The sequence below is a fragment of the Kitasatospora sp. NPDC023176 genome (genome assembly GCF_055560495.1).
On record NZ_JBVHIP010000040.1, the window covers coordinates 18,272 to 33,131 of the forward strand.

Sequence of the window (14,860 nt, forward strand, 5' to 3'; positions counted from 1 at the left end):
GGCAGTTGGAGGTCGTAGCGGGGGCGAGTGCCGGGGGGCTTGGATTCCACACGTCCATCGAAGCGCTCCCGGAGCCCTGGGAGGAGCACCCCGGTGCTTACGAAATCCGAACAGCGCCCAGCGGGCGACAGCGCCGAAGGCCCCGCGCCCGCCGAGCCGTTGGGCGTCCTTCGTGCGGTGGGGCAGGCGGCATGGACCGGCGCGCTCGGCCGTTCGGGTGGACGATGGTGCTTATGGTGGTGGCGGCTTGACTGTGTGTGGCTGACTTGACGCGACTACCTGGTGGGCTGCCCATCCCGTGCCGGTGGCGGGATGAGGCAGGCCATGGCAGTTCAGCGGCCTGTCGAGTGTCGCCCGGGCCGGGTTGGCACCGTCCCGTCGGTGGGACGGTGCGGGGAGCCCGCGCGACCGAAAGGAGACGCTGATGCGAGTGCTGCACGCGCCGACCCGTCCGATGCTGTCGTGGGCGGCCGAGGATCCCACCGTGACAGTGGGGGCCGGGCCCATTGGTATAGCCTTCACGCCGAGCGGGCGCTTCGCCTATGTGGCTGACAACGGGGGCGGCACGGTCAGTGTGATCGACACCGCCGCTCTGGCCACCGTGGCCACTATCTCCGGGTTCAGCGGCCCGGTGGGCGTGGCGATCACACCGTCGGGGACTCGGGCGTACGTGTCCAACGCGAGCGCCGGATCCGTGAGCGTGGTCGACATCGCCACCAACGCCCTGACGGGTCCGGCCATTGCTGTGGGCAGCAGCCCGTTCGAGCTGGCGGTGACACCGGACGGTACGCGGGTGTACGTGGCCAACAACGGGGGCGGCACGGTCAGCGTCATCGACACCGCCACCAACACGGTCACCGCCACCATCCCGGTCGGTGCCGCACCCAATGGCGTGGCGGTGACGCCGGACGGTACACGGGTGTACGTGTCGGACCAAGGCGGCGCCGCGGTGAGCGTGATCAGCACCGCCACCAACACCGTGACGGCAACCGTTCCCGTCGGGGCCGGCCCCATCGGGGTGGCGGTGACACCGGACGGCACGCGGGTCTACGTGGCCAACAACGGGAGCGGCACGGTCAGCGTCATCGACACCGCCACCAACACGGTCACCGGCGCCCCGATCCCGGTCGGCACAAGCCCGGCCGGGGCGGTCAGGAGCCCCGACGGCACGCAGATCTGGGTGGTCAACTTCGGGTCCAACTCGGTCAGCGTGATCAGCACCGCCACCAACACCGTGACCGCCACCTACACCGTCGGCACCCAGCCCTCCCGTGCGGCGATCACCCCGAACGGGCAGGCCACCTATGTGACCAACAACGGCGCCGGCACGGTCAGCGTGATCGAATTCCTTGGCGTGGCGCCCGACCAGGGACCCACCACCGGCGGCACGGTCGTCACCATCAACGGCGTCAACCTGGCAGGCGCCACCGCTGTCCACTTCGGATCCAAACTGGCCACGATCACCGGGGACACACCGAACCAGATCACCGTGATCAGCCCGCCCGGCACCGGCGTGGTCGACGTGACCGTCACCACCCCCGGCGGCACCAGCGACACGGCGCCCTTCTACTACATCGGCCCGCCCACCCTCACCGCGGTCAGCCCGAACGAGGGCCCGGTGTCAGGCGGCGCCACCGTCACCATCACCGGGTACGGCCTCACCACCGCGACCGGGGTCACCTTCGGCACCACCACGGTCCGCCCGACCAGCACCTCCGAAACCCAGCTCACCGTCACCGCACCCGCGGGCGCGGCCGGCACCGTGCCCGTCACCGTCACCACCGCGGGAGGAACGGCCGACGTCCTCACCTACACCTACACCGCCGCCCCGACCCTCACCGCGGTCAGCCCGAACGAGGGCCCGGTGTCAGGCGGCACGGCGGCGACCGTGACCGGCACCGCTCTGGCCACGACCGATCAGGTCACGCTGGCCGGGACGCCCGTGCCTTTCTCCGTGGTCTCCGACACCACCGTCACGATCACCACGCCACCCGGCGCCCCCGGCGCCGCGGACCTGACGGTCACCACCGCGGGAGGCACCACCACCCTGCCCGGCGCCTTCTCCTACATCCCCGCTCCCACGGTGTAACAGCCGAACCACCCAAGGCGTGCGGAAACACATCGAAGCCGCTCAAAGACGCCAACAAGTCCCCGTCACACGAGATGGCCGGCACACCAGCCCCTCCGCACCGAACTGCGGAGGGGCTGGCAGACCGGCGCGGACAACTCGCCGCCCACCGGCGGTCCCGCCCCGTCGCCGACTTCCTCGACAGGCAGTTCGCCAGCAGCTCGTTGAACTTTCGCCGCCACCTCGGTCCGCTTCCGCCTCAGCGCCGCGGTGAACCCCTGCGCGGTGGCGGGCAGCCCGGCCTGCTCGCAGTACCCGGCGACCAGCGGCTCGCACTCGGCCCAGGACAACAACTGGTCGTGCAGGTTGGCGTACGACTCCGAACCGATCACCGCCACATCCCCGGTCCGCAGCTCCTGGACCAGGTAGGCCAGCGTGCACACCTCGAAGTGGCGCGCGGTCGTAGCGCCACCGGACCGGCCCGAGCAGGCCGTACTCGGCCAGCAGCTCCAGGGTGGTGGCGATGCCCGGTACGGCGTCGTCGTACTCGCGCCAGCCGTCCCCGTCGTGGTCGTGCCGCGTGCCGGCCCGCCAGGAACCGCCCCAGGCATCGCGCGCCAGGTCGCCACCGCCTGCTGCCGCTTGGCCAACGCCACCGGCCCGGCCCGGCCCTGGCACCGGTGACCTTCGGCGCGCAGCGCGTGCTGGAGGTCGGGTGTCGCGGTCGGGGTCGGAGCGCCCATCCGGTCGCATTCCCGGGTACGAAGGGCTCGGGACAGCTTTCGGTCCCGGTATCCGTCCAGCTCAGGGCGCATGTCATGATTCCGGAGTGGCTCCCGTGACCGGCTCTCAGTACTTTCCGCCCACCGAACGCGTCGCTCTCGCTGAGCTGTTCGCCACCGCGCGAGCGGGGCAGGGTGGGGCGGCAGTCGTTCGCGGCGAGGCCGGTATCGGGAAGACCACCTTGCTGCGCCATGCCACCGAAGGGCTGGCGGGCGTGCGGTTGCTGTGGGTGAACGGGGCCGAGTTCGAAGCGGAGTTCGCCTACGCGGCGGTGCACCAGCTCACCCGCTCGTTGCACGACCGCATCGAGCGGCTGCCCTGCGCGCACCGGGAGGACCTGGCTGTGGCCATGGGGCTGCGGGACGGTGGCACACCGAGCCGCTTCACCGTCGGCCTCGGCTTGCTCGACCTGCTGGCCGACGCCGCCGCCGAGGCGCCGGTGCTGTGCGTCGTGGACGACGCGCAGTGGCTGGACCGGGCGTCGGCGCAGGTATTGGCGTTCGTGGCCCGGCGGATCGCGGACGAGTCGGTGGCGATCGTCTTCGGAGTCCGTGAGCCGCACACCGTCGCGGAACTCGAAGGGCTGACGTCGCTGACGCTGTCCAGGTTGCCTGACCAGGCGGCCCGGGCCCTGCTGTCCACCAGCCTCCTGGGCCCGTTGGACGAGCGGGTCCGCGAGCGGATCCTCGCGGAGGCACGCGGAAATCCGCTCGCCCTGCTGGAACTGCCGCGCCGGCTCGGCCCCGCCGGTCTGGCCGGAGGGTTCGGCCTGCCCGCTCCGGTCTCGCCAGCCAGCCGCATCGAGCGTAGCTACCAGGAGCGGATCTCCCGACTCTCCGAGGGCGCACGCACGCTGCTCCTCGTCGCGGCCGCGGAGCCGACCGGGGATCCGGGCCTGTTGTGGCGGGCCGCCGACGTGCTGGACGTGCCGCCGGAGGCCGGAACCGAGGCCGAAGCCACGGACCTGATCGCGTTGGGCGGGCAGTCCCGGTTCCGGCACCCCCTGGTGCGCTCGGCGGTGTACACGTCCGCGTCACCGGCCGAGCGCCGCCGCGTCCACGCGGCACTCGCCGATGTCACCGATCCGCTGACGGCGCCCGACCGACGTTCATGGCACCGGGCACAGGCTGCCCCCCGTCCTGACGAGGACGTCGCGGCCGACCTGCTGCGCTGCGCGCAGCGCGCCCGGAGCAGGGGCGGTGCCGCAGCCGAGGCCGCCTTCCTGGAACAGGCAGCGGCCCTCACGGACGATCCGCGCCTACGGGCCGGCCGAAGCCTCGCCGCGGCCCGAGCCGCGCTGGAGGCCGGCTCCTTCGAGACCGCGATCACGCTGGTCGAAGCGGCCGAAAACGGCGCGATCGACGGCGCCGGCCGGGTAGAGGCCGAACTCCTGCGCGGCCGGGCGGCATTCTTCCGGGACGGCGCGGCCGACGCGGTCGGCCATCTCATCAAGGCCGCCGGTCTCGATCCCGACCGGGCCCGGCTCCACCTGCTGGACGCCCTGCAGGCGGGGCTTGTCGTGGGCCGCGCCTCCGCAGCCGCACGCGACGCACTCGAAGCAGCCCGGCGGGCCCCTGTCACGGCGGGGGAGCGCACCACGGCCGACGAACTGCTGGACGCGCTCGTCGCCTACCTCGACGACGACCTGGCAGCGGTCCCGAGGCTGCTGGAACTGCTGTCGAACGTCACCGATCCGTTCTGGACCGGGCGCTTGTCCCTCGCAGCCCTGCTGGCCATCGAACTGTGGGACGTCGCCCTGGAGGACAGGATCGCCACCCGCGCCGTTGCCGCCGCACGGGCCGGCGGAACGCTGATGACGCTCCCGGTCGGGCTCTGGATGCAGGCCATGGCTGCCGTCCAACGCGGTGACCTGCTCTCCGCTTCCGCCCTGAACAGCGAGGCCGACGCGATAGCCGAGGTGACAGGAGTCCCGCGTCACTGGTACGGCCGCCTGTTCGCCGCCGCGCTGCGCGGCGGAGCCGCCGAGGCGGAACCGCTGATCGCCCGGGTCCTGGCCGAGTCCCACGCGCGGCACAAGGGCATGCTGACCGCGACCGCCCACGCGGCGGCGGCCCTCTACGCCAACGGAACCACCGACCACCGCGCGGCGCTGGCATCGGCCCGGCTTGCCCTGACGGACGGTGACGTCGGGGTCTCCAGCCTCGCACTGCCCGAACTGGTCGAAGCGGCACTGCGCTGCGGCGAGGACGACGCGGCCCGCGAGGCGTTCGCACGGCTGTCGGACCACGCCCGCGCCGCCGGCACCGACTGGGCGCTCGGCGTGCGCGCCCACCTCGCCGCTCTGCTGTCCGACGACCCCGGGCCGCTCCACGCCGAGGCAGTGGCACGGCTGGACGCCGCCGACCTGCGGCTGTGGCACGGCCGGGCCCTGCTCCACCAAGGGGCGTGGCTGCGCCGGGACGGCCGTCGACGGGAGGCGCGCGACGTTCTGCGCGCGGCCCACGAGCTGTTCACCGCGATGGGGGCGGAGGGGTTCGCCGAACGGGCCAGAGCCGAGTTGGTCGCCGCCGGTGAACAGGCCAGGTCCGCCGCGCTCGGGGTGATGGAGCTGCTGACCGGTCAGGAGTTGAACATCGCCAGGCTGGTGGCGACCGGTGCGACCTCCCGCGAGGTGGCCGACCGCCTCTTCCTCAGCCCCCGGACCATCGACGCCCACCTGCGGAGCGTCTTCAAGAAGCTCGACATCACCTCCCGCCGCCAGCTCGCCGCCGTCCTCGGCCAGGCGACGTAGCGCGCCCGTCCGACCGACCATGTGCGTGGGGGCAGGAGGGGGACCGGTCCCCCGGTACCCGCCCAGGGGGGACGCCCTCCGGCGCCCGTGGCGCGGACTGTTCCGCGGTGCCTCGGCGCACGACCCGCCGGGCTCCGCACGACCCGCGGGGCCCCGGACGACCCGGTCTCGGTAGCCGTCTACGCGGGGATTAGGCAGTCGCCTAGGTGACTTTCGCCGATGAAGGGGCGGGGCCGGTCGGACGAGACTCGACCCCATGAAGAACACGCCCTCGGGGATCGACCGGGCCGCTCCGGTCGTCGCCCGTCGTGAACTGCCGATCAGTGCCTCGGCCACCGCTGTCTGGGACCTGCTGACCTCCGTTCCCGACTGGCCGTCCTGGCAGCCGGACATCACCGAGGCCCGGGCGCTGACCCCGTTGACGCCGGGCGCGGTGTTCCACTGGCGGACCGCCGGGCTGGACATCACCTCCACGGTGTACGCGCTCGAGGCACCCCGCCTGATCCTGTGGGGCGGCCCGTCCCAGGGCATCACCGCCATCCATCAGTGGACGCTCACGCCTCGGGCGGGAGCGACCATCGTCGCCACGGAGGAGTCCTGGGACGGCGTGCCCGTACGAGCCGACCCCGCAGGCATCGGGCATGCGCTCGACCAGTCCCTGCTCCAGTGGCTCCTCCACCTGAAGTCCGCCGCCGAACGCGCCCCGCGCTGAAGGGCGCCGCACCCGCCCGGCGCGGAACGCCGCCGCCTTCCCCGTCCTCCACCGGCTCGTCAGGACTTCGCATGCGCAAACCGCCTCCCGGCGCCGTCCTCGCGGTACTGGCCGCCGGCCAGTTCACCGTCATGCTCGCCACCTCCATCGTCAACGTCGCGCTGCCGCAGATCCGTGACGGCGTCGGCCTTTCCGACACCGCCACCACCTGGGTGGTCAACGCCTACGGCCTGGCCTTCGGCGCGCTGCTGCTGGCCGGCGGGCGCGCCGCCGACCTGCTGGGCCGGCGCCGGGTGCTGCTCGTCGGTCTGGGCACGTTCGGGGCCGCCTCCGCCACCGCCGCGCTGGCCTCCTCGCCCGGTGTCCTCATCGCCGCCCGTGCCGCCCAGGGCGCAGGCGCGGCGGCGATCGCCCCCGCCGCCCTCGCCCTGGCCATGGGCCTCCGTCCGCCGGGCCCCGGCCGGAACAGGGCACTCGCGCTCTGGGGCGCGGTCTCCGGTGCGGGGGGTGCGGCGGGAGTGGTCCTCGGGGGGCTCCTCACCCAGGCGTGGGGCTGGCCCTGGATCTTCCACGCCGTGGCAATCGGTACGGTCGCGGTCCTGGTGGCGACGGTCATACTCGTCCCGTCCGCCGCCCCCGCGGACAGGGCCGGCTTCGACCTCGCCGGAACCGCTGCCAGCGCCCTGGCCCTGACCGCCCTGGTGTGGGGCCTGACCACGGCCCGCCGGGTCGGCTGGACCGACACCCGGGTCCTCGCCGCATTCGCCGCCGCCGCCGCACTCGCGCTGCTCTTCCTCCGGATCGAGCGCGGCGTCCCGGCCCCGCTGGTTCCCCCGCGCCTGTTCGCCGGCGGGAACGTGGCGGCCGGGAACCTCCTGATGGCCCTGTTCGGCTCGACGTGGATCGCCCTGTTCTACTTCCTTCCGCTCTACCAGCAGCAGGTCCTCGGCGAAGACCCGCTGACCACCGGGCTCGGCCAACTCCCCCTCGCGGGCGCCAACATGGCCGGTGCCGCACTCGCCCCCGCCCTCGCCCGGCGGGTCGGCCACCGGGCCGTGGTGGTCGGGGCCCTGCTGACCGAGGCGGCCGGGATGCTGTGGCTCTCCCGCATCAGCGCCCACGGCGGCTTCCTGACCGACGTCCTCGGCCCCGGTGTCCTCGTCGGAATCGGACTGAGCATCGCGTTCGTGCAGCTGACCGCCCTGTCCGTGGAGGGCGTCGCCGGGACGGACGCGGGCCTGGCGGGCGGGCTGGTCAACACCACCCGCCAGGTGGGCGGCGCCGTCGGGCTCGCCGTCCTCGCGACCGTCGCAGAAACCGTCACCGCGCACGCCACCGACCACCGGCCCCACCTGGAGGCACTGACCTCCGGCTACCGCACCGCCTTCGCCGCCTCCGCCGCCGTCCTGGCCGCCACCGCCCTGCTCGCGGCCCGCCTGACCCGGCGCACCGCCGCCACCACCCCGGACCCCGCTCCCCGCAGCGTCGTCCCCGGCCGGCGCTGACCACCCGATCCACCACCAATCCCCCGGCACACCGACCGAAAGGAACACCGCCATGACCACCATCGACGAGGCCGCGCCCGTCATCGTCCGCCTGTCCACCGAGATCGACGCCCCGCTGGACCGGGTGTGGGCCCTGCACACCGGCATCGGCGACTGGCCGGTGTGGAACACCGACATCGACCAAGCCCGCCTGGACGGCCCGCTCGCCGAGGGCACCACGTTCACCTGGCGCACCCACGGGCTGGACATCACCTCCACCATCCACGAGCTGGTACCCGGCGCCCGGATCGTCTGGGGCGGCCCCGCGCACGGCATCGACGGCGTCCACGTGTGGACCTTCGAGCGCACCGGCGACCGGGTGCTCGTGAGCACCGAGGAGTCCTGGAGCGGCGCCCCCGTGGAGGCCGACGCCGACCAGCTCGGCACCGCCCTGCGCACCTCCCTGGAGAACTGGCTCGCCTGCCTGAAGAACCGCGCCGAACGGCGCGCCTGACGCACCGCCACGCGCCGGTCGCTCCGCCGCCCGGCCCGCTCCCCACACCACCGCACCGAGGCCCCGAGGAACCGACCATGACCGACAAGCCCTTCCTGACCGGCCACTACACCCCGGTCGCCGACGAGCTGACCGCCACCGAGCTGACCGTCGAGGGCGCCCTGCCGCCCGAACTGACCGGTCGCCTGGTCCGCAACAGCCACAACCCGAAGCCCGGCGTCACCCCCACCCACTGGTTCAAGGGCAGCGGCATGGTGCACGGCGTCCGGCTGCGCGAGGGCCGCGCCGAGTGGTACCGCAACCGCTGGGTGCGCACCCCCGCGCTGGACGGCGCCCCGTACCTGACCGAGAACGGCCCGGACCTGACCGCCTCCACCGCCGGCACCCACGTGATCGAGCACGGCGGCCGACTGCTCGCCCTGTGCGAGGCCAACTTCCCCTTCGAACTCACCAGGGACCTGGAGACGGTCGGCCCGTTCGACTTCGACGGCAAGCTGCGCAGCGCGATGACCGCGCACCCCAAGAGCGACCCGCTCACCGGCGAGCTGCACTTCTTCGGCTCCTCGCCCTTCCCGCCGTTCCTGACGTACTACCGCGCCGACGCGGACGGCAACGTCACCCACAGCGCCGAGATCCCCGGCGCCACCGCCTCCCTCAAGCACGACTTCGCCGTCACCCGCAACCACGTGGTCTTCGTCGAGGGCACCGTCACCTTCGACCCCGCCGAGCACTCCGGCATCCCGTACTCCTGGCAGGACGCACAACCCGCCCGGATCGGCGTCATGCCGCGCGGGCCGCAGGGCGCCGCCGCCGTCCGCTGGTTCCCGATCGAGCCGGGAAACATGCTGCACGTCGCCAACGCCTACGAGGACGCCGACGGCCGCATCGTCCTGGAGGGCCCGACCGTGGACCGCGAGGGCTTCCAACTGTCGTGGAACTGGTGGGTCGGCGCCCCCGGCCGCGGCAGCGAGCCCAACGCCCGCTCCTACAACCGCCGGTGGATCGTCGACCTGGCCGCCGGCCGGGTGCAGGAGCTCGTGATCGACGACCTGCCCATCGAGTTCCCCACGCTCAACGAGGACTACCTCGGCCTGGAGAACCGCTACCAGTACGCGATCTCCTTCCCCGATCAGGACGGCTTCGGCGGCTACGGCGTCGTCAAGTACGACCGCAGCACCGGGGCGCGGCGCGTCCGCCAGGTCGGCGACGCCCGGCTGCCCAGCGAGGCGGTGTTCGTGCCCGCGGCCGGCGGCACCCGGGAGGACGACGGCTACCTCCTGACCGTGGTCTCCGACCTCAAGCAGGACGCCTCCCAGCTGCTCGTCCTGGACGCCGCCGGCCTCGACCGGATCGCCACCGTCCACCTCCCGCGACGGGTGACCGCCGGCATCCACGGCTCCTGGATCCCCGACGGCCCCCTGTGACGAACACCGGGACGGCCACCGCCCCGGGGACGCCCAGCAGACCCACACCTCCCACGAAAGAGCACAGACTTGCGCACGCTCACCACAGCCAGAACCGCAGCCCTCACCGGGGCCGTCACCGGGGCCGTCATCGGGGCACTCCTGCTGACCACCTCCACCTCCGCCTCCGCTCTCACCACGGACCGCCCCACCGCGACGGCCGAGGCGAGTGCGAAGCACCCGGGCGACGTGCAGATAGACCAGCACGCCCCCGTCATCACCCGCACCGAGATCCTCGTCCACGCCCCGTTGCGCACCATCTGGAACATCCAGACCGACGTCGGGAACTGGCCCGCCTGGCAGCCGAACGTCGAGAGCATGACCAAGGAAACCCCCGGCCGTCTGCGCCCCGGCTCGGTGTTCCGCTGGAGCACCGAAGGCCTCGACATCACCTCCACCGTCAAGCAGGTCGTCCCCGGCAGGCGCCTCGTCTGGGGCGGTCCCGCCCAAGGCATCACCGCCGTCCACGTCTGGACCTTCACCCCCACCCGCGACGGCGTCCTCGTCCACACCGAGGAGTCCTGGACCGGCGAGCCGGTCACGGCCAACCAAGCAGTGCTCCAGGCAGCCCTCGACAACTCCCTCCACCATTGGGTCGCCAACCTCAAGCATGAAGCCGAGGCACAGGCCCTCCGCTAACCCGCCGGCCCCTTCCTCGGCCCGGACCGGCAGCCGCCCGGTCCGGGCCGAGGCGCTGCCGGCGCCGGCCCCGCCTCTCGGGCCGCGGCCGGACTCGCCACACCACGGGCTGCCGAAGGGCACCCGCAGGCGCAGGACCAGCCCGCGCGGTGTGGGCCGACGGGTACTGGGCAAGCCTGCCCGTCGGGGACCCGGGTCATCGCCCGCAGCGGGCTTGACCACGTCGACGACGGGGTCGTCCCGCTCGCCGAACCGCCCGGGGCCGAACGGACGGGGCGTCAGCGCTTCTTCCTGGGCACCACCGGATCGAGCTCCAACTCCCAGGTGCCGGGGGTGTCCACCACCAGCAGGCCCGGCCCGGTGATCTCCTCGGTGCGCCGAAAGGTGCCCATGTTGAAGGCGACCGTCCGCCCGAAGTTCCCGTACGTGTCGACGGGGACTCCGTTCGCCAACTCCTGCGCGGAGACCAGCTGCACGCTGCCGTTCTCACCCGGCTGGCGAAGGTGGACGGACAGGCGTAGGTCTCCCTCGGACGGCAAGCGCAGCACCTCCGGCCCGCTGCCGGTCAGCGCGCCGGTCAGCGCGCGAGCGTCGGAGAGCGGCCGCAGCCGCATCGACCAGCGCGCCTCGGGCTGGGTCCTGATCCTGACGTGCGTCCGCTCGGCCGGCACCAGGACCCGGCCGCGGTAGGGGTCGGTGCCCTCGTGGAAGGGCGCCTCGGCGGTGGTGCCCCGGGTCCGGGTGAGCAGGTGAAGGTGGAGGTAGCGGTCCTCGCTCTCGCACGAGATGTCGAGCAGTGCCACCCTGCCCGGCTCCGGGCGGTCGATCGGGACCTCGACCGGCCCGGCGCCCTCGAACCAGTACGGGTCCGGGGTCACGCCCGCCCGCAGCTCCCACTCGGCCTTCGCCAGTTCCTCGGGCGAGACCAGCTCCAGCGGGACCCGCCGGCCGGCAAGCCGCGCCTCCAGGCGCAGGACCGCCACTCGTCCGCTGCCGACCGCGCCGAGCACGCGCTTGGAGCGGTCCGCCTCCAGGCCGCGGGCCGCCTGTTCGGCCCGCTCCAGCGCGGCCTCGGCGGCGCGGCGGTCGCGCAGCGCCTCTGCGGCCTCGGCGGCCGGGTCCGCACCGTCCGGTGCCGGGCCGTCCGGTGCCGGGCCGTCCGGTGCCGGGCCGTCCGGGTCCGCGCTCTCCTGCGGGGCGCAGTCCTGCGGCGGCAGCAGTTCCAGCCGCTCGCGCAGTTCCGCGATCATCGCGGCAGCCTCGCGCCGCTCGGCACGGCTGGACAGCATCTCCTCCAGGGCGGTACGGCCCTGGCCCAGCACCGAACTCAACGACTCGGCCTCTCCCGCGCCGTCCCTGATCCGCTCCGCGGACGCCAGCGCCGCCTCGGCCCGGCGCTGGGCAGTGCGTTCGGCGGGGTCGGCATCGGCGGTGCGGGCGGCCACGGCGGCGCCCAGGTCCAGCCGCAGGGCCTCGACCGCCAGCAGGTCGTCCTCCCCGAGCCCCCGGGCCGCACGCCGCGCACGCGGGGTCGGGGCGGCGGACGACTTGACGGCGGGCAGGGCGGCATCCGGTTGAACGGTCGGAAGAGCGGCGGACGGTGCACCGGCGCGGACGGCCCCGGGCAGTGCGTCCGCAGGCGGGCCCGCCGCCTGCGCCGGTGCCGGCGGCAGGCCGACCCGACGCAGGCCGAGCAGGTAGCCCACGCCCGTACCGGCCGCCAGAAGCAGCCCGATGAAAATCCCACCCACGAACACGATCAACACGGCCCCCCGAGATCATCGAGAGGCCACGCTACCCGGTGCCGGCCAGGGCGACCGAAGCGCCACCGGCAAGGCGCGAGCGGAGGCACCGACGCGACCCCTCCGGCGACAGAGACCACGGCGGGCTGCGGGGGGTCCACCACAACCCCTACGTGCTCCCAACGGCCGCGCCCCCCTGGCAACAGGACGGCTGACCCCGCAAGGCGGGTGGCAGACGTCGTCCCAGCCCGGACCGCACAGCCACGGGTCGGCGCCGTCAGCCGGCGACGGTCTCGGTGTGCCGGTGGAGGGCGTCCAGGAGCGCAGTCTGGTGGTCGGTCAGCTTGCCCTCGGCGCGGGCCCCCGCCTGCTTGCGCAGCCATGCGCCGGGCCGGAACGCCGGGTCGGCCTCGCCGCCGGTGCGGTTGGCCGGGCCGTCGAGGGTGCCGCCGGCGGCGAGGTAGGCGAGCAGGCGGCGGTAGGAGCGGTTCCAGTCCGGCTCCAGGCGCCACAGCTCGTCCAGCGCGTCCAGCTTGGCGACCTGGTCCTTGGTGAGGTTGTCGGCCTTGCGCTGGCGGCGCATCCAGGCACCCACCGCGTAGTCGTCGAGCTTCGCGGTGGCGGGGATGGCGAGGTGGCCGTGCTGGTGGTGGAAGGCGGCGGCGTAGGCGTGGCCGCGTTCCCAGGCGTTGGCGTGCTTGGACCAGATCATGCCGAGCGCGTCCAGCTCGGAGATCCGCGCGGGGTCGAGCAGGTGCTGGCCGTGGAGGTGGCGCTGGCGGGTGAGCCAGGAGATCAGCTCGGCGTGCTTGGTCTTGTCGGTGGGGTCGAGGTGGCCGTGTTGGAGGTGGAAGACCGCCGCGACGGCGTGCATGCGCTGCCACTCGACCGCGCGCGGGTTGAACGCCCGCAGCTTGACGGTCTGGAGGATCTTCGCGGCGTGCCGGCGGGCGTCGATCTTGAGCCACTCGATCGGCGACTCGACCGGGGCCGGCTGCTGCTCGCCCGCCCCGACCGAAGCGGCCTCGCCCTCGGCCGGCGTGGTCGCGGTGGTGTGCGCGGTGCCCTGGGAGCGGCCGGCGCGCAGCTCGGTGATCCGGCCGACCACCCGGGCGTCATGGGCCGCGAGGGCGCGCAGGACCCGCCAGATCGTGCGGAAGGAGCCGGCCTCGATCTCGGCGTCGGCCTCGGCCTTCACCGCCTCGCCGGCGTCGTGGACCTCGGCCGGGTCCGCGGCCGCCGTGTCGTCGCCGACCTCCGGCGTCGGCAGGTAGACCGGGATGATGACCCAGGAGACCTTGCCCTGGCGGTGGGACTGGCGCAGTGCCCGGCCGACGGCCTGGACGATGTCGATGACCGAGCTCTTGGGGTCCGCGAAGCAGATCGCGTCGACGGCGGCCACGTCGATGCCCTCCGTCAGGAGCCGGGAGTTACTGAGGATGCCGCACTCCTCGCCGTCCTCACCCGTGTGGGCCTTGAACTCGGCGAAGGCGGCCCGGCGGTCCTTGAGGCGGTCGGTGCCGGCCACCGCCTTCGCCCAGATCCGCTCCGGGCGCTCCGCGTCCTCCAGCAGCTGGGAGGCGTCGAGCAGGGTGCTAGCGAACTCCCGCGCCGCCGACACCCGCGAGTGGAACGTGATGACCCGGCGCAGGTCGAGGTCGGCGACCGCGCGCAGCACCGCGATCTGCAGGGCCAGGCGCAGGAGTTCCTCGTTGGTGCGCTGGGAGCGCAGGTCGGCGACGGCGGGGAGGTTGAGGAGCTCGCGCAGGTCCTCGTCCGTGACCACCGGCACGAGCACCCGGTAGTCGGCGAGGTAGCCGTGCTCGATGCCCTGGCCGAGCGTCCAGGTGAAGCAGGTCTTGCCGTAGACGGTCTCGTCGTCCATGGAGCAGAGCGCGGGCAGCTTCTCCGCGCCGTCGCTGCCGGTGTCGGCGAGGTCGGCCAGGCCGTCCTTCGCGCGCCGGTCGTCGGCGATCCGTGGGGTGGCGGTGAAGTACAGCCGGCGCTTCGCCGGGACCTGGGCGTCGTCGTGAACCGCGGCCCAGGCCTTGCCCTCCGAACCGGCCGTGCGGTGGGCCTCGTCGATGACCACCAGGTCCCAGGCCGGCAGGCCGAAGTCGCGGTGGGCCTGGACGATCCGCTCCAGCGAGGCGTAGGTGGCGTACACGGTGACCGGCTCGCCGGCCTTCTCGGTGGCGACCAGGTCCGCGATCCGCGGGGCCTGCGTGGTCACCTGGGCGTGGACGCGCCCGCCGGCCTCCGCGCTCTCCAACGCCTCCTCCCGCGAGCACGCCGCCACCGCCAGGCCCCGGCGACCGCCCCGCAGCGACCACGCCTCGGCGGTCTGCTCCAGCAGCTCGATCGTCGGCACCAGCACCAGCACCCGGCCCCGAGCGGCCAGACGCCGCACGCAACCGGCCGCGATCAGCGTCTTCCCGGATCCGGTCGCCGCGACCACGGTGGCCCGGCCGCCGTCCTTCACCTCCCGCACCGCCGCCGCCACCGCGTCCTTCTGGAACCAGTGCAGCGGCAGCGGGTTCACCGCGGTGGTGCCGGACGGCTGCGCCGGGAGCGGCGGTACGGCCTGGGCGCGCAGCCCGGCCGGCACGTCCTGCTCGGCGCTGGCGGTGGTGGTCTCCAAGGCTGCGCTACTCCTTCGGATGCTGAGACGACGGCGCGGGGCTGGCGGGGCTGTGGGAGGGT

General features: G+C 73.7%; 11 protein-coding genes. 8 read left to right on the forward strand and 3 right to left on the reverse strand.

The genetic code is table 11. The annotated features are described in order from the left end of the window. The first annotated feature begins 424 nt into the window (after positions 1–424). On the forward strand, positions 425–2,089 hold the full coding sequence (locus ACZ3YL_RS35875; protein ID WP_465661619.1) for an IPT/TIG domain-containing protein: 1,665 nt from the start codon (positions 425–427) through the stop codon (positions 2,087–2,089). Between the two features lie 65 nt (positions 2,090–2,154). On the opposite strand, the gene ACZ3YL_RS35880 is transcribed toward ACZ3YL_RS35875, so the two are convergent. Then, the gene (locus tag ACZ3YL_RS35880; RefSeq protein WP_465661621.1) at positions 2,155–2,511 is read right to left on the reverse strand and encodes a hypothetical protein; all 357 of its coding nucleotides are present in this window, start codon (positions 2,509–2,511) and stop codon (positions 2,155–2,157) included. Between ACZ3YL_RS35880 and ACZ3YL_RS35885 the strand changes: the two genes are divergently transcribed. The 7 genes from ACZ3YL_RS35885 (at position 2,504) to ACZ3YL_RS35915 (ending at position 10,415) form a co-directional block, all read left to right on the forward strand. Further along, positions 2,504–2,752, forward strand: coding sequence for a hypothetical protein (locus tag ACZ3YL_RS35885; RefSeq protein ID WP_317621433.1), 249 nt, complete (start codon positions 2,504–2,506; stop codon positions 2,750–2,752). The two genes, ACZ3YL_RS35880 and ACZ3YL_RS35885, sit on opposite strands and share 8 nt — an antisense overlap. A gap of 154 nt (positions 2,753–2,906) precedes the next feature. Continuing rightward, entirely contained in the window at positions 2,907–5,603 is a 2,697-nt protein-coding gene (locus tag ACZ3YL_RS35890; RefSeq protein ID WP_465661623.1) for an AAA family ATPase, read from the forward strand. Positions 5,604–5,859: 256 nt separating this feature from the next. Beyond that, positions 5,860–6,315 carry an SRPBCC family protein gene (locus ACZ3YL_RS35895; protein ID WP_188309098.1) on the forward strand — a complete coding sequence of 152 codons (456 nt, stop codon included), beginning with the start codon at positions 5,860–5,862 and terminating at the stop codon, positions 6,313–6,315. Between the two features lie 71 nt (positions 6,316–6,386). Then, positions 6,387–7,820 carry an MFS transporter gene (locus ACZ3YL_RS35900; RefSeq protein ID WP_465661625.1) on the forward strand — a complete coding sequence of 478 codons (1,434 nt, stop codon included), beginning with the start codon at positions 6,387–6,389 and terminating at the stop codon, positions 7,818–7,820. Between the two features lie 52 nt (positions 7,821–7,872). Then, positions 7,873–8,313: an SRPBCC family protein gene (locus ACZ3YL_RS35905; RefSeq protein ID WP_188309100.1), complete on the forward strand. Its 441-nt coding sequence runs from the start codon at positions 7,873–7,875 to the stop codon at positions 8,311–8,313. 77 nt (positions 8,314–8,390) lie between these two features. Then, entirely contained in the window at positions 8,391–9,737 is a 1,347-nt protein-coding gene (locus ACZ3YL_RS35910) for a carotenoid oxygenase family protein (protein WP_465661628.1), read from the forward strand. Positions 9,738–9,806: 69 nt separating this feature from the next. Then, positions 9,807–10,415 (forward strand): SRPBCC family protein, encoded by a 609-nt coding sequence (locus ACZ3YL_RS35915; RefSeq protein ID WP_465661630.1) that lies wholly within the window; start codon positions 9,807–9,809, stop codon positions 10,413–10,415. 278 nt (positions 10,416–10,693) lie between these two features. Here the strand turns inward: ACZ3YL_RS35915 and ACZ3YL_RS35920 are convergent, their stop codons facing one another. After that, entirely contained in the window at positions 10,694–12,166 is a 1,473-nt protein-coding gene (locus tag ACZ3YL_RS35920; protein ID WP_465661632.1) for a hypothetical protein, read from the reverse strand. Between the two features lie 268 nt (positions 12,167–12,434). Beyond that, positions 12,435–14,798 carry a helicase associated domain-containing protein gene (locus ACZ3YL_RS35925; RefSeq protein WP_465661634.1) on the reverse strand — a complete coding sequence of 788 codons (2,364 nt, stop codon included), beginning with the start codon at positions 14,796–14,798 and terminating at the stop codon, positions 12,435–12,437. Positions 14,799–14,860 lie beyond the last annotated feature (62 nt).